Origin of the sequence: Vibrio sp. Isolate30, assembly GCF_022397975.1 — a bacterium.
Lineage (GTDB): Bacteria > Pseudomonadota > Gammaproteobacteria > Enterobacterales > Vibrionaceae > Vibrio > Vibrio fortis.
The window spans coordinates 271,474-295,399 of the sequence record NZ_JAKEUS010000004.1 but is presented as its reverse complement, the minus strand read 5'-3'; the positions used below and the strand labels follow the sequence as shown (position 1 = coordinate 295,399).

At 44.8% G+C, this 23,926-nt stretch carries 18 protein-coding genes; 8 read left to right on the top strand and 10 right to left on the bottom strand.

What is annotated here, in order from left to right; all coding sequences use genetic code 11:
• Positions 1-199: 199 nt before the first annotated feature.
• The 5 genes from kdsB to L1D60_RS13550 are packed head-to-tail and all read right to left on the bottom strand — an operon-like array spanning position 200 to position 6,182.
• Complete coding sequence (gene kdsB / locus L1D60_RS13570; protein WP_239841510.1) at positions 200-946, bottom strand: 3-deoxy-manno-octulosonate cytidylyltransferase; 747 nt, start codon at positions 944-946, stop codon at positions 200-202.
• On the bottom strand, positions 946-1,125 hold the full coding sequence (locus tag L1D60_RS13565) for a Trm112 family protein (RefSeq protein WP_032552063.1): 180 nt from the start codon (positions 1,123-1,125) through the stop codon (positions 946-948). The genes kdsB and L1D60_RS13565 overlap by 1 nt, the downstream gene beginning before the upstream one ends.
• Positions 1,106-2,113 (bottom strand): tetraacyldisaccharide 4'-kinase, encoded by a 1,008-nt coding sequence (gene lpxK, locus L1D60_RS13560; protein WP_239841509.1) that lies wholly within the window; start codon positions 2,111-2,113, stop codon positions 1,106-1,108. Before lpxK ends, L1D60_RS13565 begins: the two co-directional genes overlap by 20 nt.
• A gap of 14 nt (positions 2,114-2,127) precedes the next feature.
• Positions 2,128-3,876, bottom strand: coding sequence for a lipid A ABC transporter ATP-binding protein/permease MsbA (gene msbA, locus L1D60_RS13555; RefSeq protein WP_239841508.1), 1,749 nt, complete (start codon positions 3,874-3,876; stop codon positions 2,128-2,130).
• Between the two features lie 32 nt (positions 3,877-3,908).
• On the bottom strand, positions 3,909-6,182 hold the full coding sequence (locus tag L1D60_RS13550; protein ID WP_239841507.1) for a DNA internalization-related competence protein ComEC/Rec2: 2,274 nt from the start codon (positions 6,180-6,182) through the stop codon (positions 3,909-3,911).
• A gap of 16 nt (positions 6,183-6,198) precedes the next feature.
• Here L1D60_RS13550 and L1D60_RS13545 point away from each other — a divergent pair, with 16 nt between their 5' ends.
• Positions 6,199-6,708, top strand: coding sequence for a DUF2062 domain-containing protein (locus L1D60_RS13545; protein WP_032552060.1), 510 nt, complete (start codon positions 6,199-6,201; stop codon positions 6,706-6,708).
• A gap of 175 nt (positions 6,709-6,883) precedes the next feature.
• On the opposite strand, the gene lolE is transcribed toward L1D60_RS13545, so the two are convergent.
• Genes lolE through lolC form a run of 3 tightly spaced genes read right to left on the bottom strand, consistent with a single transcriptional unit; the run spans position 6,884 to position 10,021 of the window.
• The gene (gene lolE / locus L1D60_RS13540; protein WP_239841506.1) at positions 6,884-8,128 is read right to left on the bottom strand and encodes a lipoprotein-releasing ABC transporter permease subunit LolE; all 1,245 of its coding nucleotides are present in this window, start codon (positions 8,126-8,128) and stop codon (positions 6,884-6,886) included.
• Entirely contained in the window at positions 8,128-8,820 is a 693-nt protein-coding gene (gene lolD, locus L1D60_RS13535) for a lipoprotein-releasing ABC transporter ATP-binding protein LolD (RefSeq protein ID WP_239841505.1), read from the bottom strand. The genes lolE and lolD overlap by 1 nt, the downstream gene beginning before the upstream one ends.
• A complete protein-coding gene (gene lolC, locus L1D60_RS13530; protein WP_239841504.1) occupies positions 8,813-10,021 on the bottom strand; it encodes a lipoprotein-releasing ABC transporter permease subunit LolC in 1,209 nt (402 codons plus the stop codon). Before lolC ends, lolD begins: the two co-directional genes overlap by 8 nt.
• Before the next feature lie 226 nt (positions 10,022-10,247).
• Here lolC and L1D60_RS13525 point away from each other — a divergent pair, with 226 nt between their 5' ends.
• The 7 genes from L1D60_RS13525 to L1D60_RS13495 all read left to right on the top strand — a co-directional run bounded on the left by L1D60_RS13525 (position 10,248) and on the right by L1D60_RS13495 (position 21,202).
• Positions 10,248-10,817, top strand: a complete 570-nt coding sequence (locus L1D60_RS13525; RefSeq protein WP_239841503.1) for a PilZ domain-containing protein — start codon at positions 10,248-10,250, stop codon at positions 10,815-10,817.
• A 5-nt stretch (positions 10,818-10,822) separates the two neighbouring features.
• Positions 10,823-14,284: a transcription-repair coupling factor gene (mfd, locus tag L1D60_RS13520; protein ID WP_239841502.1), complete on the top strand. Its 3,462-nt coding sequence runs from the start codon at positions 10,823-10,825 to the stop codon at positions 14,282-14,284.
• Positions 14,285-14,350: 66 nt separating this feature from the next.
• Positions 14,351-15,118 carry a peptidoglycan binding protein CsiV gene (locus L1D60_RS13515; RefSeq protein WP_239841501.1) on the top strand — a complete coding sequence of 256 codons (768 nt, stop codon included), beginning with the start codon at positions 14,351-14,353 and terminating at the stop codon, positions 15,116-15,118.
• Positions 15,119-15,198: 80 nt separating this feature from the next.
• Positions 15,199-15,774 (top strand): GNAT family protein, encoded by a 576-nt coding sequence (locus tag L1D60_RS13510; RefSeq protein WP_239841500.1) that lies wholly within the window; start codon positions 15,199-15,201, stop codon positions 15,772-15,774.
• A 125-nt stretch (positions 15,775-15,899) separates the two neighbouring features.
• Complete coding sequence (gene imuA, locus L1D60_RS13505) at positions 15,900-16,592, top strand: translesion DNA synthesis-associated protein ImuA (protein ID WP_239841499.1); 693 nt, start codon at positions 15,900-15,902, stop codon at positions 16,590-16,592.
• A gap of 3 nt (positions 16,593-16,595) precedes the next feature.
• Positions 16,596-18,029 (top strand): DNA polymerase Y family protein, encoded by a 1,434-nt coding sequence (locus tag L1D60_RS13500; protein ID WP_239841498.1) that lies wholly within the window; start codon positions 16,596-16,598, stop codon positions 18,027-18,029.
• Positions 18,030-18,127: 98 nt separating this feature from the next.
• Entirely contained in the window at positions 18,128-21,202 is a 3,075-nt protein-coding gene (locus tag L1D60_RS13495; protein WP_239841497.1) for an error-prone DNA polymerase, read from the top strand.
• A gap of 314 nt (positions 21,203-21,516) precedes the next feature.
• Here the strand turns inward: L1D60_RS13495 and L1D60_RS13490 are convergent, their stop codons facing one another.
• Together L1D60_RS13490 and L1D60_RS13485 are read right to left on the bottom strand one after the other, a co-directional pair.
• Positions 21,517-22,458 carry a chemotaxis protein CheV gene (locus L1D60_RS13490; protein WP_239841496.1) on the bottom strand — a complete coding sequence of 314 codons (942 nt, stop codon included), beginning with the start codon at positions 22,456-22,458 and terminating at the stop codon, positions 21,517-21,519.
• Positions 22,459-22,626: 168 nt separating this feature from the next.
• Positions 22,627-23,844 carry an ROK family protein gene (locus L1D60_RS13485; RefSeq protein ID WP_239841495.1) on the bottom strand — a complete coding sequence of 406 codons (1,218 nt, stop codon included), beginning with the start codon at positions 23,842-23,844 and terminating at the stop codon, positions 22,627-22,629.
• Positions 23,845-23,926: the final 82 nt, after the last annotated feature.

The window sequence follows — 23,926 nt, the reverse complement described above, 5'->3', positions numbered from 1 at the left end:
CTAAACGTTTAAAAAGTCTCAGGGGAGACTTATCAGTCCTTTTTATAGACAAACGCCCTAAGCCTAATCGGCCTAGGGCGGTAAAAATATCAAAGACTCGCTATCCGGTTAATCGCAAAGCAGCTCCGCTTAAGTGAACTACGTTGCGCGACTATGCGAGGTTTTGATAAGACTTGATAAAGCATTTAGTAAGGATAAATTACCCAATAATCGCTCTAACCGCTTCAAGGTCTTCAGGTGTATCGACACCTGCGGCAGGCGCTTCTGCAGCGATATCAACGTGGATTTTTTCGCCGTACCAAAGTACGCGCAGCTGCTCCAAGCACTCTATACGCTCAAGTGTACTTGGTTCCCAATTTATATAGGTGTTAATAAAACCTGCGCGGTAAGCGTAAATGCCAATATGTCTTAACAGTGGCGATTCTGCACTGGTTCCATTATTAGCGTATGCATCGCGATCCCAAGGAATCGTAGCGCGGCTAAAGTACAGTGCATAGCCATCTTTGTCCGTTACAACTTTAACAGCATTAGGGTTAAACACTTCATCAACATGAGTGATCTCCACACCTAAGGTTGCCATTGGCGCTTGGCTACCAGCGAGGTTATTCGCCACCTGGTTGATGATGCTTGGTGGAATCAAAGGTTCATCGCCCTGCACATTTACAATGATGTGATCATCCGGGATGTTCATCACTTCAATCACTTCAGCTAGGCGCTCAGTGCCTGACTCATGCTTGGGAGAAGTCATACAGACCTCTGCACCAAATGCTTTGGCTGCTTTTTCAACTCGAGAATCGTCTGTTGCGATAATCACTTTATCGGCACCAGCTTTCACAGATTGTTCGTAAACCCATTGAATCATAGGCTTACCGCCAATATCGGCTAAAGGTTTCCCTGGCAAACGGCTCGATTGGTAACGAGCTGGGATGACAACCGTAAATGACATTATTTGCCCTCGTCCATTGAGATTGTGCGAGCCTCTGGCTCAAGAAGCACAGGAATACCCTCTTTAATTGGGTATGCAAGGCGATCAAGTTTACAAATCAGTTCTTGCTTATCTTTATCAAAAGTTAATTTACCTTTACAAACAGGGCAAGCAACGATTTCAAGTAGACGGTGATCCATAGTATTCCATAACCTCTTTAATTTTTTGCATAACTTTGTTTTGTGATGCTTGGTCAAATTGCGCTGAGACAGGTAGATACCACCAGTTTTCTTGCGCATAACTTTCACATTTCACAGCATCTTTTTCTGTCATTATGATGTTCTCGCCCTTTCCAGCAAGAGCGAACAGTTCATCTTGTTCAAAATCTTTGTGATCAGCGAAGCCTTGAGTATGAATGACATCAGCACCAAGGTCTTCTAATGTTTTGAAAAAACGTGGGGGATGGCCGATTCCAGCGAACGCAACTAGTTTTGTCAGAGTTTCTAATGCGATTTTTTCCCCAGTTTTTAAGTTAACTACTTGGCTAGGTACTAATGACATCGCAATTTCATTAGGTTCAGGCTGCCCACCATTTGTCACGATGAAATCAACCTCACCTAGACGTGATACCGGTTCGCGTAGCGGTCCCAATGGAATGGCTTGTTGGTTACCAAAACGGCGTGCTCCATCGACAACTGCAAACTCGATATCTCTTTCTAAAGCATAGTGTTGAAGGCCATCATCTGTGATAATAACGTCCACGTTAGAATCCAACAGTGCTTTAACTGCATTGGCTCTAACAGGATCCACAGCAACAGGAGCTCTTGTTCTTTTCATAATCAAACGAGGTTCATCACCACAATGAGCTGCTGGCGTCTCTTCAGTTACGACAAGAGGATAACTAGGCGCTTTGGCACCATAGCCACGTGAAACCACACCTGGCTTATACCCTTGGGATTGCAGCATCTCGACGAGCCAAACAACAACGGGCGTTTTGCCATTGCCACCAGCCGTAATATTCCCAACGACAATCACCGGCACTGGTGCTCGGTAACTTGGCTTACTGCCTTGTTGATATGCTTTGCGACGTCTTTTACTGACAAGATTAAACACCAGACTCAATGGCCACAACAGCGGCCAAAGTAGATATTTTAAGGGATGATTTTCAAACCAAATCTTTTCGACCACGACGAACTCGCCCCTTACTCACCAAACTGAATGCGGTGAAGTTGAGCATAGGCACCATCATACTGAATGAGCTCAGCGTGTGCGCCTCGTTCAACAATATGGCCATCATCTACAACCAAAATTTCATCGGCTTGCTCAATCGTCGATAAGCGGTGCGCAATCACAAGAACGGTCTTATCTTTTTGTAGTTCGTCCAAAGCAGATTGAATTGCACGCTCAGATTCGGTATCTAGAGCTGAAGTTGCCTCATCAAGAATCAGTACAGGGGCATCTCTCAACAGTGCTCGAGCAATAGCCAAACGTTGACGCTGACCACCAGATAAACTTGCACCATTTTCACCAATGACCGTATCGAAACCATTCTCCATGCCTTCGATAAACTCCGTCGCATGAGCCAGTTTTGCTGCATGTTCAATCTGTTCGCGAGTGTACTCTTCCTCTGCAGCATACGCGATGTTGTTAGCCACAGTATCATTAAACAAATGTACGTTTTGAGAAACTAAAGCGAAATGCTGGCGAAGGTTTCTCAATTCGTAGTCACGGATATCATGACCATCAAGCTCAATCGTACCCGAGTCGACATCATAGAAACGGGTGAAAAGGTTAGCAATAGTACTTTTACCCGAGCCTGAACGTCCTACAAGAGCAACGGTGTTGCCTCTAGGTATCGTAAAGCTAACATTTTCAAGTGCAGACTTTTCTGCTCCTTGGTACGTAAAAGTGATGCCTTTCACCGCAACATCCCCTTTCACAGATTCAGGCTGGAGAGTTCCCGTATTCTTCTCTGTTTCTAAATCCATCAAACTAAATAGTGTTTGACTCGCAGCCATACCACGTTGGAATTCTGCGGTCACACCTGTAAGTGCTTTAAGAGGACGCATCAAACCAAACATTGCTGAGAACACTACAGTAAAGGTACCAGGAGTGAGCTCTGCTTTGATTGAGTCAACACTAGCAAGAAATAGAACCACGACAATGGCTACCGACGCTATCATCTGAATAATTGGGTTAGCCGCCGCTTGCGCTGTTACTAACTTCATCGTCTGTTGACGCATTTGGTTGCTAACCGTATCGAAACGCTCTTTTTCCACTTCTTGGCCACCGTAAGTCAATACGACTTTGTGACCTTTCAGCATCTGCTCAGAAGAGGACGCAACATGCCCCATACTAGTCTGCATGTTCTTCGATATTTTTCTAAATCGTTTAGATACAATACTGATCGCCCATGCAACGACAGGAGCGACTGCAAACAATACCAGTGAAAGCTGCCAGCTATTCCAGAACATCAATACCAATAAACCAATGATGCTTGCGCCTTCACGAACAATACTCACTAGAGCTCTGCTCGTTGCGGCAGATACTTGTTCCGAATCATAAGTAATACGAGATAGCAACGAGCCCGTTTGTTCTTTGTCAAAGAACGATACCGGCATATGCATGAAGTGATTAAATATCTTACGGCGGATTTGCATGACTACATTGCCCGAAACCCAGCTCAAACAATAGGTAGATACAAAACCACTGACGCCACGAATAAACATCATAGCGAAAATGATAATTGGGAGAGTTCGTAAGAAGTCTGATTCTGCGCTACCGAAACCTTCATCAAGTAAAGGCTTCAATAATGAGATCATATATGTGTCAGAAACCGCGTTAATAATTAGAGCAACCACCGCGACTGCTAACCCTGATTTATATAATCGAATATAAGTCCAAAGTCGCTTGAAGGTGGCCCAAGTATTTTCATCATTTTCTATAGACATGGAATCGCTTAATTTTTCTCACAATAATCTATCTATTCTACTCCCTTCCTGAGCATCTGCCTATACCATGGCTGTGCTCTATCTTGTCTAATCGAATGATAATTCCAGTCTTCGGCTCCAACCCTGATGGTAATTTGACCACTTTCGCCTGTATCTAACCATTTCGCATTAATCGACTGATATCTATCAACTACCTCTCTATTGGGCATTCCCCAACGATTGCCCTTTGCTAATGAAGCAATCGCCAACATGGGTGAAACCGCTGCAATAAAGCGGCGACTTGACGAGGTTTTGCTGCCGTGATGTGGGACAAGCATGACGTCACTTTTTAGAGCTGAACCTTTTCTCGACAGCATCCATTCACTGACTAGCTCGATGTCCCCTGTAAGCAGCATAGAAAATTGACTTCGCGGATCAAATAGACGTACAACGCACGAATGTGGGTTATAAGCTCGCTTTGTCAGTTTTGGCGGCCAAAGGACGTTAAATTTCAAACCTTGCCAATACCAACGATCACCTGCGATACAAGTATGCACTGTAGACTGAGCCTGTTCACCTAACCCTTGGCTACTTCGCACCCAAAATCCCGGCTCTAACACCATAAGATCATGTAATCCTCCTGCATGGTCTGAATCTAGATGGCTGAGTATGACGCCATCAATCGTCGGATTAGCTCTTTGCTGTAACACTGGCAATAACGTAGAAGTGACAACAGATCCCCCTTGCCAATTATTACCCAAATCATAAAGAAGAGTACGTTCATCTTTCTCGATAATTACCGCTAGTCCATGTCCAACATCTAATACATCAACTTGCCATTCTTGGGTGGTATTTCCAGGTCCTATTTCACGAAGACTAACCAGCACAAGCAGTAATATACTCACCCAAGGTTTAAAATAGCGATAAATGAAGAGACTAATGAATACTGCGAGACTCACCCATTGAGCCACCCGCATATCAAGCTCCCACCAAAATGGTTTAGACCAAGCAGATGATACCGAGATAACCTCTAACAATGCGTCAATCCCCTCCCATAAAACCTTTATCTTCTCTGATACAAAGATGTGTACAAATAAGGCTAGAAAGAGCATCGGCATCACGAGAAACGTTACCCAAGGCAACATCAACAAGTTATAAAAAACTGAAACAGCGCTTAAGCCTTGGTAGTAGTAAAGAGTCATAGGTAGCAACAAGAGAGTAAGTACACACTGAACTTTAACGGCCATGATTAGCTTTCCGACAAAGCGAGTATGAAAATGTTCAGAACTCGACATTGCAACTGCATAAAGAACGGCTGCTAATGAGCCAAAAGAGAGCCAGAAACTTCCAGTCAGTGTCGAGTATGGCCAGATAACGAGAACAATACAGATACTCAACAAGATAAAATTCAGACTGTTGATACTCCGTCCTTGCCAAACAAAGTAACTCCCTAAACAACACATCACTAATGCTCTTATCGTTGGCAATGTAAAGCCAGAGAACCAACTATAAACAAACGCGATAATTAAGCCTGATACAAAAGGAGCCCAAGTCATGAATGGAATCAGACATCGTATGCTGCGCCCTAACTGATAACCGATGCCAAAGGCCATACCGATATGTAAACCAGAAATAGCGACTAAATGAATCAAGCCGCTGCTTTTAAGCTCAGACCATCTCTGTTGTGAGATAAAGTCACGATAGCCAAAAGTTAATGCGACGATTAAATCTCGATTGGATAGTGAATTGAGGTTTCGCGTAACTTGGTCAAACCAAATCGCTCTCCAAGAGGAAGTCGATTGAATGCGGTAGCGCGTACCGGGCAGGTAGGAAGCATGAGCGACTATTTTTTGACTAAAAGAGTATGTCTCTAAATCAAAACCAGCCTCATTGAGCTTACCTAAAATAGGTTTCACCCTAACGCTCAGCTCAATTTTTTCGCCCTGAGTAACTCGAAAAGGCGTGAACAACCTTATCTTTACCCATTGCCACTTGGCTAATTTATCGCCGTTAATTGATCTAACTACAATTACGCTTTCATAACCTCGGCTATTTTCACTAAAAAGGCTAACAACCGATGCATTTATGGTAATATCCTGCCCGGACTTAAAGAGTACAGTTGTTTGCTGTTTTACCAAACCACTGACTATTAAAACCATAATCACCCCGCAGAGAACACCTCTAAAAGGTTGGGAAACGCTATACTTGGTTGATGCTATAAAAACTAGCACTATCACCCAAGCCCAGTTCCAATGGGGCATGACAGGCCACAGGCTTGCTGACATTAATGTCAAAGAAAAAGACAATAAAAACCAAGTATTAAACAAAAGAGTTACTTCCTATATGCCAAGAAAGTTTATTAAGCGTTTTATGCCTGACCATGAGCTCATCAAGCGTCAGAAAGCATTAAAAGTTTTTGGCAACGTGCTATATAACCCAAATTTATGGTGCTTAAACCGACGCTCTGCCGCAGGTGCATTTGCCGTTGGCTTATTCATGGCCTTTGTGCCACTGCCAAGCCAGATGATTATGTCTGCAGGTCTTGCTGTTATGTGTGGCGTTAATCTGCCGCTGGCTGTTGCATTAGTGTGGGTGAGTAACCCAGTGACTATGCCCGTCCTGTTTTATTTTGCTTACAAGGTCGGTGCATTCGTCATGCATGTACCACCTCAACCGTTCCACTTTGAACTTTCTTGGGACTTCATTCTTGCTCAAATGAGCACCATCGGGCCTCCATTCCTACTTGGTTGCCTAATCTGTGGCATCGTTTCCGCAATGATCGGTTATTTCGGAATCCGCGGACTGTGGCGATATTCAGTTGTGAGAAGTTGGAAGAAGAGACAGGTTAGGTAGAAACAAGATTGTCACGACAACCTTCGCTTCATTAGTAGTAAACGAATGTAAGTCGAGCGGTTAGACAAGAATTAAAACTCTGTTGCATGCACTTTCACAAATAATGCTTAGCAACAAATAAAGAAAACAAAAAAGGATCCCAAGCGGGATCCTTTTTTATGTCATTGATAAGTCACTATTTGGAGCTTAATACCGCTGCCGGATTTAACTTCGCCGCGCGAGAGGCCGGGTATAAGGTCGCCAATAGACTCAAAACTATCGCAGTGCCAGACACCACAAATACATCAACCATATCCAGCTGTGAAGGCAAGAAATCCACAAAGTAAATGTTGCCAGACAGAAACTGGTGATCAATCAGTGCCTCTAATCCTTTAATCAAGTGCGTAAGATTGAGCGCCACCAATACACCAATCACGCTACCAACTAAGCTGCCTAGCACACCAGAGAACGCGCCCTGCCAAACAAAGATACGTTTAACCAACCCATCGGAAGCGCCCATGGTTCTTAAAATGGCAATCTCTGATGCTCTGTCTTTCACTGCCATCATGAGTGTCGAAACAATGTTGAAACAGGCGACACCAATGACTAGCACCATAACCAAGTACATGATAGTGCGTACTAACTGAATATCACGGTACAAGAAGCCATATTTTTGTTGCCAACTTCTCAGATACACATACACATCCAACTGGTTACCAACTTCACGCACAATGTTATTCGCATTAAGGACATCGTTAACCTTAAGTGAAACGCCAGTCACAGCATCACCCAATTTGGCATAGCTTTGCGCATCCTTTAATGGCACTAGAGCTAAGTTATGGTCAATCTGCCCATTAAGGGTCAATAATCCCGCCACTTTTACTCGAACACGCTTTGGTGCCTGAACTTTAACGGAACCATTCGCTGTTGGAATCATCAAGGTTAAATAGTCCCCTACTTTAGCCCCAATCGTGTCTGCTACACCCGAGCCAAGAATGACTTTTTGCTCACCGCTGTTAAAAGATTGCCAGACTGACTCATCAATAAAGTTTCCAAGGCTCGATACTCGTGATTCAAGCTCTGGATCGATACCACGAACTTCAATCGCCTTAAGTTCTTTACCACGCTCAGCTAGAGCCGTAATTTTTACGTAAGGCGCGGCAGCCAAAACCTTTTCATGGCTAACAGATTCATCAATGACATGCTGCCAGCGCTCAATCGGTTCATTAACGCCTTCGAATTCACCGTGTGAGATAACCGAAAGCACTCGTGACTCAAGCTCACGCTCAAAGCCATTCATCGCCGACAGACCAATGATGATCACCGCAACGCCAACCGCAATTCCCACGGTTGAAGAGAGAGAAATAAAGGAGACCATTTTGTCGCGCTGCTTAGCACGGCTAAATCGTCCACCAATCAGAAGAGATAGAGAGGCAAACACTAATTCACCTCCTCATTAACATCCACCAACAACCCATCTTGCATGTGTAGTTGGCGATCCATTTTAGCGGCTAACTCACCATCGTGAGTCACGACCAAAAAGGCCGTGTTGTATTCACGATTTAGCTCTCGCATCAAATCGTAAATTGAGAGTGCTGTTGCATGATCTAAGTTACCTGTCGGTTCATCCGCCAACACCAAAGAAGGCTTGTTAACCAGAGCTCGCGCAATAGCAACACGTTGTCTTTCACCACCAGACAATTCCGATGGGCGATGATCAATTCGGTGACTTAACCCAACCTTATCTAATAGTGCCGCCGCCTCTTTTTTAGCTTGGCTCGGTTTTATGCCACCAATAAGAAGAGGCATAGCAACGTTTTCTAAGGCAGAGAAGTCCGCAAGTAAATGGTGGAACTGATAGACGAAGCCTAAATGCTGGTTACGTAACTTAGCCTGCTTATTCGAACTAAGTGCCGCGAGATCCTGATCTAAAAAGTGCACACTTCCTGATGATGCATCATCCAATGCACCCAAGATATGTAGCAAGGTGCTTTTGCCCGAACCCGAGGTTCCGATGATCGACACTAACTCGCCCTGCTCGATATCAAAGCTCACGCCTTTTAACACTTCAGTATCAAGTGAGCCTTCGCGATATGTTTTACGGATGTCACGACATTGAAGAAAATTACTCATAACGAAGAGCCTCAGCAGGTTTAACAGAAGATGCGCGATAAGATGGGAATACCGTCGCTATTAGACTAAGCGCGATCGCCAAAACAACAACCACGACAATTTGAATAGGGTTAATCAAGATTGGCAAACTGCCACCAAACGAAAACAGGGCAACACCCATGACTTCTAGAACAGTATTAAGGTTCATTGCCAATACAACGCCTAAGATGCCACCAGAGAGCGCACCAATAACACCACTACTCGCCCCTTGAACCATGAATATTCCCATCACTTGTCCATCAGACATACCCTGTGTTTTAAGAATCGCCACTTCAGATTGCTTCTCCATTACCACCATAATCAATGCTGAAATAATGTTGAAAGCCGCCACTCCAATGATCAAGCCAAGCATCAAGCCCATCATGTTTTTTTCCATACGAACGGCTTGGAATAACTCGCCGCGTTGGTCGCGCCAATCACTCCATGCCCAGCCTTCAGGTAGAGGTTGCTCAGCCAGATCTGCGACAACAAATGGGTCTTCAAAAAACAGTCTCCAACCCGAGATGGTATCCGACTTGAAACGCATCAAGCGACCTGCATCTTCAATGTGAGTCACCATTAATTGACCATCAATATCTGAGCCGGTATTAAAAATACCTGCAACAGTAAAATTACGCTGACTTGGAATGCGACCCAAGGGTGTATATTGGCTCGCTGACGTCACCATTAGGCGAACTTTATCACCCAAAGAAACTTTGAGGTTTCGCGCCAATGTATGACCTAGAAATAATTGATACTCGCCCGCCTTCAATGAAGACAAACGTCCGGCAATAAGGTGATTTTGCAATGGATCATCAGAAGCGGGTTCAATGCCAATCAGTAAACCCGCGGCCAATTGTGCAGGGCTTTGAATCACAGCTTCACTGCGAACTAAAGGCTCGACATGCCCGTTCAGCGATAATTGTTGAGTGAAGGCTGGAGGCGTGTCAGTGAGCTGTGTCTTCGCGTCACTTTCATAGACGACCGCTTGAGGTAAGACACCAAGGATACGGTCTTTGAGCTGCGCTTCGAATCCATTCATTACTGATAAAACAGTAACCAACGACAACACACCGATTGTGATTCCAGCCGTTGACATATAAGAGACAAAACGGCTAAAGCGATCCCCAGAACGGCCTTTTAGATAACGTAGACCGATAAACATTGAAATAGGATGAAACATACTTTGAACCATCGAGTAGAGTTGCGGGTTAATGTAACGGGAATTACTTTCAGTGTGTAGGGGGCAAGTGCAAATATAGAGTGAATTCACCGAATTAGTCGACGATGACACGTTACAAAGCATCATTTTCGCTTCAAAAACAAACTATTTGCTACTTTGCCAATACCAACCTTGATTACTGTAGCCACATAGCGATAATCAATAGATCACTTCAAGGAACCAAAGCATGACAGAGCAAGAATTTTTCACCGTCCACCATAGCCTTACTGCCAACATCGAGCCGATGGCTGAAGATTTTGTTCTCCCGTCGCCTATCCAGTTCGAATCAGAGATTCCAGCACCGTTTGTCGTCGCAAGTGAATTCAGCCAACTTGATCTAATGGCAGACAGCGCGCGTAAAGAGTTGAAAAACAGCGACCTCAAAAACGTTATCAGCTTACTCGATGCTCAAAACTCTAAGCTCAACTTACTACTCAGCTTCATGCTCTCTCAACAAGACCAAGCAGAGTATCGAACACACACTTACAGCTTTGGTGCGAGTCAGTTTTCTTGCTTTACTCGTTCTGATATCACTCAGGGGAGATACGTCAAAGCAAAACTGTTCCTTGAACACCCAGCCGCGGCTGTGTATTGCTACGCTCAAGTAAGCAGTTCAACACCAAGAGACGGCGGGTTTGAAGTCCTATTTAAATATGCGCATCTGCGCGACACTGACCAAGATCTATTGATTAAAGCAGCCTTGCATCAACAACAAAAACTGCTTCGTCAACGTTCACTCGATCGAGATAACAAGTAAATCCCATGACCGATACATCGATTTTTACTCTACCGGCGCCAAGCGGCGCAGGGGACAAAAAACATTTAGGTAATCTTATTGGCTCGTCCTTAGCAGCCTCTATTGCCGGTTTAGCTGAACAGCACAACAGTCATACATTACTCGCCGTTCCAGATCCTCAAATTGCACTCAAATTACAATCAGAGATCGAGCAATTTACTCAGCACTCCGTCAATCTATTTCCTGATTGGGAAACACTGCCATACGACAGCTTCTCTCCTCACCAAGAGATCATTTCGGACCGTATCGCCCACCTGTATGCGTTGCCTACTCTAAAAACGGGTATCACGATTGTACCAATTAGCACGCTACTGCAACGTCAGTCTCCGAGAGAGTTTCTGCTCCAACATACCCTAATGGTCAAAACGGGCGACCTTTACTCATTAGAGAAACTGCGCCTACAGCTTGAAAAATCTGGCTACCGTTATGTTGACCAAGTATTTGGACCAGGTGAGTACGCCAGCCGAGGCTCAATCTTAGATTTGTTCCCAATGGGCAGCAAAGACCCTTATCGTATCGACTTTTTTGATGATGAAATCGATACTATTCGCACCTTTGATCCTGAAAATCAGCGCTCAATCGCCGATATTGATGAGATTCGCCTTCTTCCTGCTCATGAATTTCCAACATCGGATTCGGCTATCGAAGACTTCCGTATTCGCTGGCGTCAGCAATTTGAAGCACGCCGCGAACCTGAATCTGTGTATATGCAAGTCTCTAAGGGTACATGGCCTGCAGGTATCGAATATTGGCAGCCGCTTTTCTTCGATCAAACAGAAACCTTGTTTGACTATGTCGCTGACGACACACAAATCTTGGCATTAGGAGATATTGAACAAGCCGTCGATACTTTCCTATCTGATGTAGAACATCGCTATGAACAACGCGGTGTCGATCCATTGCGTCCACTGTTATCGCCTGACCAACTTTGGTTGAAAAAAGACGAACTATTTGGTCACTTTAAACAGAAGGCACAAGTCGTACTGAGCCTTGATAGCCTAGAAGAAAAAGCGGGGCGTACTAACCTGCCCGTCTCAGCGCTGCCTGATCTTAGTGTCCAGCATCAAAATAAAGAACCTCTGGCTAATCTACGCAAGTTCACCGAATCATTCTCCGGCAAAATTGTATTCTCAGTAGAGTCTCAAGGTCGACGAGAAGCACTGTGCGAACTACTGCAAGGCATCAAAATCCGCCCTGTCGAAGTCGAGACCTTGCAAAAGTCACTATCGGAGAAAGACAAGTTCAACCTTGTTCTCGGCTCTGCAGAACATGGCTTCATCGACACTCAGCGTGAGCTTGCCTTCATTTGTGAGAGTGACCTTCTTGGTGACCGCGTAATTCAACGCCGCAAGAAAGACAAAAAGAGCGTTAATAGCGATACGGTCATTCGCCACCTTGCTGAGTTAAAACCGGGGCAGCCAGTGGTTCACATTGACCACGGTATTGGCCGTTATATTGGCTTACAAACTCTCGAAGCCGGTGGCATGAAAACCGAATACGTGACACTTGAGTATCAAAACGATGCCAAGCTTTATGTACCAGTTGCTTCACTAAACCTTATCGGTCGTTATTCAGGTGGCGCAGAAGAAACAGCACCTCTGCACAAATTAGGTGGCGAAGCATGGCAGAAAGCGCGTAAACGTGCCGCAGAGAAAGTCCGAGACGTCGCAGCCGAACTGCTTGATGTCTATGCCAAGCGTGAGCTAAAACCGGGTTATAAATTTGTCTTAGACCGCAGTCAATACGCCACCTTCAAATCAGGTTTTCCATTTGAAGAGACGGACGACCAATCTATGGCGATTAACGCCGTCTTGTCTGATATGTGTCAACCAAAAGCAATGGATAGGCTGGTCTGTGGTGACGTAGGTTTTGGTAAAACAGAAGTTGCTATGCGCGCCGCATTTGTCTGTACCGATAACGAAAAACAAGTCGCGGTACTGGTACCCACTACCCTACTTGCACAACAGCACTTCGAAAACTTCAGAGATCGATTCGCCAACCTGCCGATTCGCGTCGAAGTACTGTCTCGCTTTAAGTCAACGAAAGAGCAAAAACAGATCCTAGCCGACGTTGCAGAGGGCAAAGTTGATATTGTAGTGGGCACGCACAAACTGCTTTCAAGTGATATCAAATTCCACGACCTTGGCCTACTCATTGTCGACGAAGAGCATCGTTTCGGCGTTCGACAAAAAGAGAAAGTCAAAGCGATGCGTGCTGACGTAGACATCCTGACACTAACCGCAACCCCAATTCCAAGAACATTGAATATGGCAATGAGCGGCATGCGTGATCTTTCCATCATCGCTACACCACCAGCTCGTCGATTAGCGATTAAGACCTTTGTTCGCCAAAGTGATGACGCGGTGGTCAGAGAAGCGGTACTGCGTGAAATCATGCGTGGTGGTCAGGTCTACTTCTTGCATAATCAAGTCGATACCATCGAAAAGACCGCAGAATCGCTACAGAAGTTGATTCCTGAAGCTCGCGTTACGGTGGCTCATGGTCAGATGCGCGAACGCGAATTGGAACGCATCATGAATGATTTCTACCACCAGCGTTTTAATCTGCTGGTGTGTACAACCATCATCGAAACCGGTATCGACGTACCAACAGCTAACACCATTTTAATGGACAGAGCCGACAATCTAGGTTTGGCACAGCTACACCAACTGCGTGGTCGTGTGGGTCGTTCACACCACCAAGCGTATGCGTACCTTCTAACGCCTCATCCAAAAGCCATGACTAAAGATGCAATCAAACGTCTTGATGCCATCGCTTCACTCGAAGATCTTGGTGCTGGCTTTACACTAGCGACTCACGATTTAGAGATTCGTGGTGCCGGTGAACTTCTCGGTGATGAGCAGAGTGGTCAAATCCAATCGGTTGGCTTTAGCTTGTATATGGAGATGTTAGAACAAGCGGTTGAAGCCCTTAAAGAAGGTAAAGAACCTTCGCTTGATGACCTTCTGCGAGAGCAAACAGAGATTGAAATGCGTCTACCTGCGCTGCTTCCTGATGACTATATTCCAGACATCAATACCCGCTTGTCGACATATAAGCGCATCGCTAGCGTGGCCAACAATGATGAACTGGCAGAGCTGAAAGTAGAGCTTATCGATCGCTTCGGTGTACTGCCTGACGCAACCAAGAACTTACTGTCAGTCTCTGAACTGAAACTGACGGCGGCGGCCATCAAAGCGAAGAAAATTGAAGCTCATGATAAAGGTGGTTTCTTAGAATTCTACCCAGACGCTGACATAAACCCTGCGTACCTTGTTAAACTATTGCAATCTCAACCGCAAAAGTTTTCAATGGAAGGGCCAACTAAGTTCAAGTTTACGGTACCATTGGTAGACAGACGGAAGCGAATTCAATTTGTCGGTGACCTTTTGGGTGAATTTAGACAAAACTTGCTGCCTGCAAGCTAATTCCACTCTTTTTCACTGAGCATTTAATTTATCCAGCCGGCGTTCCGGCTGGGATACGGAGTAAAAATGAAACGACTGATCCCACTACTACTATTGTTGGTCTCTATGCCAAGTTTGGCACAAAGACAATTTGATATAGAAGTGATCATTTTCAAGCGTGCTGTTGATGCTGAACAGGTCAATGAATCATGGCCAAACAGCCTTCCTGAAATTTCTCTTGAGCGTGCTGGCTCTTTCCAAAACTCTCAGTTTCGAGCTCAAAAAGGCGTACAGATGCTGCCTTACTCTGCGTATGAGCTGAATGATGAGAAAGAAAAGCTGCGCAAACATGCTGGTTTTGATGTGTTAATGCATACTGCTTGGCGTCAAGGCGACGAAGGCCGTAATGCTGCACCAGTGTTCCGTATTCAAGCGGGTAAAGATTACTCTAAATCTTTTAACGCTGATGGTTCAGAAAAGAGTGCTGTCGCCACAACCAATGCCGAAGGCATTAAAGAAGAGACTATTGATAAGCCTCTATATGAACTGGATGGTAAGCTGCAAATCTACGTTCAGCACTATCTATACGCAGAGACAACTCTTGATCTAAAAGCGCCAAGTGTTCGAGAAGTCACACTTCAAGAGCAGCAGATCGAACTAGACTCGCCAGTCAGTGGCGGCGACAGTACTATTCAAGTAGGCAATTTGACCGAAATCTCTCCAACCGTAAAAGTTGAAGAGTTTCTGAAAAGCTACCGTATGGACCAGAAGCGTCGCATGCGCAGTACCGAAACACACTACCTAGATCACCCGCTATTAGGCATGATCATTCAAGTTCGTCGAGTTGCACAGTAACCAAAGCTGTCAATAAGCTACACTTAATATGCTATCGATACGCCCTCCTAGTGAGGGCGTTTTGTTATTAGGAGGGCGATATGAGTCCCGATTTTCACATAGTGACCCGCAACTTAGTCCTCAGGATCATAGAAGAGTCTGATGCGCCCGAGTTTACTCAATGTATCCAACAATCACCGAGCCTATTTCGTTGGGTTGATTGGTGCCACGCAGAGTATTCACAACAAGAGGCAGAAAAGTTTATCCTTGCCACTCGACTCAACTGGGTCAAAGCCGATGCATTCGGTTTTGGAATATTTGATCGAGAAAGTGACAGATTAATGGGGATGGTAGCAATCAACGAGCTCTACCACACCTTCAACATGGCAAGCTTAGGCTATTGGGTCGCAGATAAATATCAAAGACGCGGCATCGCAAAGGAGGCTATGTTAGCGCTGTTCGAGTTCTGTTTTTCTCAACTCAAACTCACTCGCCTTGAGATTGTCTGTGACCTCGAAAACTTGCCAAGCCAACACCTCATCGAAGCATGCGGTGCAGAACGTGAAACCATCGCTCGAAATCGGTTTATCTTCAATGGCAAACCCAAGGATGGAGTCGTATACGCGGTGCTCCCCCTGGATATTAAATGTCCTTCCACCACGTCTCTTTCTAACTAAGCCGCACCTGATGCGGCTTTTTTTTTAAAACAAGCAACTAGGTGTGAGATTGACTTCTTTTTCTCATTTTTCTTCCCATAATTCTCAGAGTTAAATATACTGTATATATATACAGGTATTTAACTATGCATGAACTGATCAAAAATCTACAAGACCGCCAACTTATTTGGAAAGGTCTGCAGCCTAGTACACAAGGGCAAACTCACTCAACAGGATACCCAGAGCTCGACGAACAGCTAAATGGGGGCTTTCCTACGCACGGTGTCATAGAGGTCGAATCTCCGTCAGGCTTAGGAGAGATCCGTTTATTAACGCCTTATTTAGGGCAACAAAATGCCCAACGCCTTGCTGTATTCATTAATCCTCCCGGCTATGTTTGTGGCGAGTATTTTGATGCTCAAGGGTTATCTCTTAATAACATTCTTGTGATTACTCCAAAGAGCGATATCGAAGCATTATGGGCTGCTGAACAGTGCCTAAAAAGTGGTGCCTGCCACTCTGTGCTGTTATGGGGAACTGAACTGGAGATCCATCAGACAAAACGCCTACAAGCAGCTAGTGAAACCGGTCGTTGCTTACAGTTCCACTTTAAAGACAGTAAGCATAATCAGCTCTCCCTACCCGTGTCACTCAGCATGAAACTATCGCCGCATCATCTTGGTTTGAAAGTTGAGGTCATTAAACGCAAAGGCAGTTGGTCTTACGGTAGTTTAGTCATTAACATGCAGCAGCATTGGCCACTTTTAACTGAGCAAGCATCGGCAGAGTTAAATGACAACTCGACCATTGTCCCTTTTCCAATTGCGAGACAAGGGTGATCTATGTTGTGGCTCTACCTTCACTTTCCATCATTGCAACTGGATAGTTTGTTCAGTGGTGAGAAGCAAGATGAACACCCGCTGATCATTGTTGATGAAAAAACACATAAGGTTATTCAAGCCAATGGTTTAGCTTTAGATTCAGGAATCACGCTAGGTATGGGACTAGCTTCGGCTGCTGCTCTCAATCACCAACTCCAAGTTCTACCCTATCGTGCTGAACTTGAAGAAAACCGACTTAAAGAGATCGCACACTGGGCCTACCTAGTGACCTCTGATATGGCACTTCTGCCGCCTAATGGGCTTTTAATTAAAACGTCGAATATGTTGTCGCTCTATGACGGACTTGCTAACTACTGGAAAACGTTACAACTGCACCTTTCTACGTTAAATGTCCAATTCCATTTCGCTACTGGCTACTCACCACTAGCAGCTATTTTGCTCGGAAAAAGGTCACTTAACTTAATTACGAGTGACACAAAGACAATGAAGCACCATGTTCAGCAACAAGAGTTAACCAGTACTGAGTTGCCGCTTAAGCAAATAGAGCGTCTACAACGTGTTGGGATGGATACGGTTGGTGACCTAATAAAACTGCCGATCCAAGATGTTGCGCGCCGATTTGATATTGACCTGGTGAACTACGTTGGGCGTCTAAATGGGCAATTTAAGCACCCTATCGACTTCTATCACCCACCAGAAAAGTTCGAGCAATACCTTGAGTTACTGTTTGATATCGAGAACTTGCAATTCATTGAGAAACCGCTGACCAAATTACTCAAACAACTCGAAGCCTTTTTGAAGCTCCGAGACCGTGTCGCGTTCGAAATCAAACTCACTCTGCATCTACGAGACTGTGAGGATCACTGTGTGCCTTTTTTCTCTGCACAAGGAGACTATCTAGCCACTAAATGGACACAACTGACTCATCTCAGCCTAGAGTCTGTCACCATAAATGCTCCGGTGCAGGGCTTAACCTTATCCTTAATTCGTCATGGAGAGCCTCAAACGACCTACCATGACCTGTTTGATGGCAATACAGGGACGCTCGCATCCTTAGATCTGCTGTCACTCTTGCAAGCTAAACTCGGGCAAGCCGCGATTCATTCGCCTTTAACCCATCAAGATCCAAGGCCAGAGAAAGCCAATCAATACTCACTGCCGAACTTAGCATCTCAGACCAAGAATAGAGAGCGTTCAACTAAGGCACCTGCATTACCACAAAATCGCTTACGACCGAGCATTTTATTGCCAACACCGGAGCCATTAACGACACCTGTTACTTTATCTCAAGGCCCTGAGCGTATTGTTTCTGGATGGTGGGATGGCGAAAAAGTCATTCGAGACTATTTCATCGCGCGTTGCGAATCTGGGCGCTGGTTATGGGTGTTCCGCACACCAAACAAAGCATGGTTCATCCATGGGTTATTTAGTTAAGCGGCTTCAGTAATGAGTCACCTATGTGCCACACATAGGTTCGCTGTCGGCGCTGACCAATCACCGTTTATATACTTTCATTAGGAACTTAATACGCTATGGCACAGCACTACTCTGAACTCTTTTGTCAAAGCAATTACTCTTTCTTAGAGGGAGCATCCCATGCTGAAGAGCTGGTCCTCCAAGCAGATTTCCTACGTTACAACGCATTAGCGGTCACCGACGAGTGCTCGGTTGCGGGTATCGTGAAAGTGCACGCTGCAATAAAAGAGCACCAACTGACACTCAAACAAATTGTCGGCAGTATGTTTTGGTTGAACCAAGAGTGTCAATTGTTGTTGCTATGCCCAAACCGACAAGCTTACGCAGAACTATGTCGCATCATTACCAATGCTCGTAGACGCAGTGACAAAGGACACTATCAGCTCTCTGAGTGGGATATCATGTCAGCAAAGCACTGTTTGGTTATATGGCTCCCCCAGCAAACCGCTCAAGACAACCACTGGGGCAACTGGCTCAATCAACATCACTCTGGTCGACTTTGGATCGGAGTTCAACGTCATCTCAAGCAAGGCGATCAAGAGTATGTATCTCATTGCTCTGCGCTTGCTCATCATCTTCAACTTCCAATCACCGCCTGCGGTGGCGTATTGATGCACAATGCCAATCGCCTGCCATTACAACACTCCCTCACGGCGATAAAACATCAATGCTCGGTACCCGAAGTTGGCAGTCACTTACTGGCGAATGCCGAACGGTGTTTACGCAGCATGAATAAGCTCAGCCATATATTCCAAAAATCATGGTTAGATGAGAGCAACCATATCGCGAGCCTGTGCGAGTTTGATCTTGATAGCTTACGCTATGAATATCCAAGTGAACTGATCCCTGCTGGACAAACACCAAATCAATATCTCAGAAATTTAGTTGAACAAGGGAAGAAAAATCGTTTCCCTGATGGGATCCCTCTAGATATTGAACAGATCATTGAAAAGGAATTGAGCTTAATTGAAGAGCTCGATTACCCATTCTTTTTTTTAACCATTCACGACATTGTCATGTTCGCCAAACAGAAAGGAATTCTTTACCAAGGCAGAGGTTCTGCTGCTAACTCTGTTGTGTGTTACTGCCTTGAGATCACCTCTGTCGACCCACGTCAGATATCCGTACTTTTTGAGCGCTTCATCAGTAAAGAACGCAACGAGCCACCTGATATTGATGTGGACTTTGAACATGAACGTCGTGAAGAAGTTATCCAATACATCTACCAAAAATATGGTCGAGAGCGCGCAGCCTTAGCAGCAACGGTGATCTCTTATCGTTTTAAAAGTGCTGTAAGAGATGTTGGCAAAGCACTAGGGCTACAAGAGACACAACTGGATTACTTCATCAAAAACACAAATCGTAGAGATAAGCATCAAGGCTGGCAGGCACAACTGACACAGCTTGGTCTACAGCCTGACTCTCTTAAAGGGAAGCAGTTCATCCATTTGGTCGATGAGATCATTGGCTTCCCGCGTCACTTATCTCAACATGTGGGCGGCTTTGTGATCTCTTCAGGACCACTTTACGAGCTTGTTCCTGTAGAAAATGCCGCTATGCAAGAGCGTACGATTATTCAATGGGATAAAGACGATTTAGAGGCACTTGGGTTACTCAAGGTCGATGTATTAGCCCTCGGTATGCTATCCGCGATCCGTAAATGTTTTACCATGATCCAGCAGCACTATGGGCGATCCCTCTCCATTGCAGAGATCACTCGTTTACAAGACGATCCCAATGTCTACGGCATGATTCAAAAAGCTGATACGGTCGGTATCTTCCAGATCGAATCCCGAGCGCAAATGAGTATGCTGCCACGTCTAAGACCAAGAAGTTATTACGACTTGGTGATTCAGATCGCCATCGTACGCCCAGGACCAATCCAAGGTGATATGGTGCACCCGTTTTTGAAACGAAGAAATGGACAAGAGCCCATCGACTACCCATCTTCCGAGGTTGAATCAGTGCTATCTCGCACATTGGGTGTTCCAATTTTTCAAGAACAAGTGATTAAGCTTGCGATGGTTGCAGCCGGATTTACTGGCGGTGAGGCAGACCAACTACGACGCGCCATGGCGGCTTGGAAAAAGCACGGTAATGTATTTAAGTTCAAATCTAAACTTATTGATGGTATGCAAAGTCGCGGCTACGACCTCACCTTTGCCGAGCAGATCTTTAAACAGATTTGTGGCTTTGGTGAATATGGTTTTCCCGAGAGCCACTCGGCATCTTTTGCCGTACTCGCGTATTGCTCAGCATGGTTAAAATACTATTATCCCGAATGTTTCTATGCCTCATTACTGAATAGCCAACCTATGGGCTTCTACAGCCCATCACAACTAGTACAAGATGCACAGAGACACGGCGTCAAAGTACTTCCGGTGTGCGTTAATGCTTCACAACGAGACCATACCGTCGTCAGCGAAGCGCATAAGTTAGCCATTCGACTAGGATTAAGACAGGTCAAAGGTTTAAGTGAACAAGCGATGGAGAGCATAGTCGCGAATCGACCTTACCAAGGTTATAGCCACCCCAATCAAATCACTCAACTCTCGATCAATCGTAGAGATATTGAACTATTGGCTTCAGCGAATGCAATGCACAGTGTATCCGGCGATCGCTTTCAAACTCGCTGGACTTTAATGGATTCCGCCTCTGAACTGCCACTTTTTAGAGATGTTTACGAATCACCTCAACCACTGCGCCAACCCAATGCAACACAAGATCTACTGGAAGATTTTACCAGTACTGGTATCTCTCTCAATCAACATCCAATAACCTTGCTTGAGCAAGCGAATAAATTGGGTGGCTTTACTCACATGCAAGATCTTAAGCATCAACGAGATAAATCTATGGTGACGGTTGTGGGTGTCGTGACAGGAAAACAGTCTCCCGGAACCGCAGCTGGCGTCACCTTTTTTACTCTAGAAGACAATACTGGCAACATTAATGTGGTGGTATGGAAAGCCACTGCACGCAGCCAACAACAAGCCTACCTCACCGCAAAGATATTAAAAGTGAAAGGGATTATCGAGAAGGAAGGCGATGTCCTTCATGTGATTGCAGGTAAACTTATCGACCTGACTGATGAATTGACTGGATTAAAAACAAAATCGCGAGAGTTTCACTAACGAGAGGTGCTTTCTTAGTGAGAGACCATCTTCAGGAAATAGAAAAGGGAGGCAATTAGCCTCCCTCAATTCTAATACGTTGAATTAAACTTCAACATCAGCTTCCGTACGTCTTTTCTTAAATTCCCTATACAGTAATAAACTCAAAGTCATAACGACTTTAGACGTTAACCATATCATTAAGAGGGATTACCTTAGATTGTGCATGAAAAGTTACGTTAGTTGGTACATATTCGATATGCTCAAATATGCACCAAGAATATAGCAAACGTTTTCCATAAAATCATCTAAAAATTACCGTACGATGACATTAACTATAAAATCTGACGCATTCTCTCTTGAGTCACTTCCACCAGCAAATCTGGTTGGAATTTAGAAATAAAGCGGTTACACCCTACTTTCTCAACCATAGCTTCATTAAAGCTGCCACTAAGTGACGTGTTCAGTGTAATGAAAAGGTCTTGCATACGAGGATCGCTACGTACTTCGTGTGTAAGCTTATAGCCATCCATCTCTGGCATTTCTGCATCGGTAATCATCAGAAGTAGCTCTTCGTTGATGTCTTTACCTGCATCGCACCAAGACTTCAATAAATTCAATGCCTCTAGGCCGTCGCAACACTCAATAATGTTCAAACCAAGTTGAGACAACGTCCCCTTAATTTGATTACGTGCTGTTGAAGAGTCATCCACAATCAACACATTACGTCCAACCAATTGCGCAGCGAGCTCAGAGTCAAGCACGCCTTCAGAGATCGAAACATCGTAATCAATGATCTCTGCCAGTACTTTTTCAACATCAATGATTTCAACGATCTTCTGTTGCTTGTCTTCTTCAATATGCGTAATTGCAGTCAGATAGTTAGCTCTGCCCGTCGTCTTTGGTGGCGGCTGAATTTCAGTCCACATGGTATTGACTATGTTGCGCACCTGACCAACTAAAAAACCCTGAACGGTACGGTTGTATTCGGTAATGATAAGATTACTTTCTTGTGACTCTTGACGAGACGGTGGGAAGCCAATCGCACTACGTAAGTCAATCACAGGTACTGACTCACCACGTAAGGAAGCAACACCAGTAATATTATGGTGTGAACCCGGTAGCTTGGTTAACGCAGGTACTTTAAGTACCTCTTTTACTTTGAAAACGTTAATCGCGAACAATTGACGGCTATTCAAACTAAAAAGCAACAGCTCTAAACGGTTTTCACCGACTAACTTGGTTCTTTGATCAACCGAGTTCAAAACGCCAGACATACAACACCTTAGTGATAATAATAACTGCAGATACAATAGCCTAAATCAATAGGCTAAAGCAAAACTACATAGAGAGGTTCTTAAACTAATGGCATCATTGTAAGCAATATGCCATTGAAGTAAATGGGTGGTGTTCAGATATGAGTGACGACGAAGTTAATTTATAAATTAACCCTCAATCACCTTCATTAGCAGTTGACCATCGTACAATGCTTGCTTGATAAGTGCAGCGCCCGGCATCGTCGCCTGTTTGTAGAAACGAGACTCCATTAATTCCAGATCTTGGTGATAAACCTGCAGGCTTTGTTCTTCAATACACTTTTGAATCGCTGGATAGAGAACATTTTTCGCTTGGTTAACCACACCACCAATTAAAATCTTTTCTGGGTTAAAGAGGTTGATCACGATAGCTATCGCTGAGCCCAAGTAGTGCCCTAACTGCTCGATCACTTCCACAGCCATTGGGTCGCCTTCGGCAGCAGCAGCACAGATTTGTTCGATAGTAACGTCTTCAATTCCTTCTAAAGACGAGCTTTCACCTTGAGCAATACGCTCTTTTACTTGCTCACGAATCGCTTGAGAACTGGCAACGGTTTCTAAACAACCTCGGTTACCACAGTGACAAAGCTTGCCCTCTTTATCGATCTGAATATGCCCCAGCTCACCGATATTACCGTGACGGCCTTGCAATACCCGACCATCAAGAATAATACCCGCACCTAAACCATGGTGGATAGAGATAAGGACGGAGTTGTCATTGTCTTGAGAGTTACCAAACAGCTTCTCAGCCAAAGCCCATGCACGAGTGTCATTAGCAATAAAGACTGGCAGTCCTGTTTCTTTGTAGATTTCCGGCCCCAAGGCAAGGTTCTCTACGTTGTAATGTGGCATCTGAAGTACGATGCCTTGCTCAGAGTTCACAAGACCCGGTAGCGTCACCGCAATACTGGTTACCCTATCAAGCTGTTCTGCGTAAGTTTGGAAAAATTCGTCGATTTCATGAAGCAGACGTGCCAAGACATCATCTTGGTCACGCTCATGGATATCAATCTTGGTATCGATAAGCACGTCTCCACCCAGCTCATGTAAAGCGATGGTCAAATAACCACGCCCCAGTCGCATAGAAAGAAACTGCCAACCTTCATTATTCGTTTGTAAACCAACAGCAGGACGGCCACGTGTGGTCGCTTCTTGCACTGTCGTTTCATGAATTAGGTGTGCTTCCATGAGTTCACGAGTAATTTTGGTAATACTCGCCGGAGCCAACTCACTTTGTTTGGACAGATCGATACGAGAAATGGGACCTCTAAGGTCTATTAGTTTATATACACGACCAGCATTGACCTGTTTGATATGATCAATATGGCCCGGTTGAGCCATGTACATTTTACGCTCCAGAAATCATCAACTGGGTAATTTTTTTACTTTGCGAAGTAATTGTGAAGCCCCTTGGTATATTGCCGTGACA

Coding starts and splice junctions, on each gene's coding strand:
- kdsB (WP_239841510.1), bottom strand. CDS start 946: ATGTCATTTACGGTTGTCATCCCAGCTCGTTACCAATCGAGCCGTTTG.
- L1D60_RS13565 (WP_032552063.1), bottom strand. CDS start 1,125: ATGGATCACCGTCTACTTGAAATCGTTGCTTGCCCTGTTTGTAAAGGT.
- msbA (WP_239841508.1), bottom strand. CDS start 3,876: ATGTCTATAGAAAATGATGAAAATACTTGGGCCACCTTCAAGCGACTT.
- L1D60_RS13545 (WP_032552060.1), top strand. CDS start 6,199: ATGCCAAGAAAGTTTATTAAGCGTTTTATGCCTGACCATGAGCTCATC.
- lolD (WP_239841505.1), bottom strand. CDS start 8,820: ATGAGTAATTTTCTTCAATGTCGTGACATCCGTAAAACATATCGCGAA.
- lolC (WP_239841504.1), bottom strand. CDS start 10,021: ATGTTTCATCCTATTTCAATGTTTATCGGTCTACGTTATCTAAAAGGC.
- L1D60_RS13525 (WP_239841503.1), top strand. CDS start 10,248: ATGACAGAGCAAGAATTTTTCACCGTCCACCATAGCCTTACTGCCAAC.
- mfd (WP_239841502.1), top strand. CDS start 10,823: ATGACCGATACATCGATTTTTACTCTACCGGCGCCAAGCGGCGCAGGG.
- L1D60_RS13515 (WP_239841501.1), top strand. CDS start 14,351: ATGAAACGACTGATCCCACTACTACTATTGTTGGTCTCTATGCCAAGT.
- L1D60_RS13510 (WP_239841500.1), top strand. CDS start 15,199: ATGAGTCCCGATTTTCACATAGTGACCCGCAACTTAGTCCTCAGGATC.
- imuA (WP_239841499.1), top strand. CDS start 15,900: ATGCATGAACTGATCAAAAATCTACAAGACCGCCAACTTATTTGGAAA.
- L1D60_RS13500 (WP_239841498.1), top strand. CDS start 16,596: ATGTTGTGGCTCTACCTTCACTTTCCATCATTGCAACTGGATAGTTTG.
- L1D60_RS13495 (WP_239841497.1), top strand. CDS start 18,128: ATGGCACAGCACTACTCTGAACTCTTTTGTCAAAGCAATTACTCTTTC.
- L1D60_RS13490 (WP_239841496.1), bottom strand. CDS start 22,458: ATGTCTGGCGTTTTGAACTCGGTTGATCAAAGAACCAAGTTAGTCGGT.
- L1D60_RS13485 (WP_239841495.1), bottom strand. CDS start 23,844: ATGTACATGGCTCAACCGGGCCATATTGATCATATCAAACAGGTCAAT.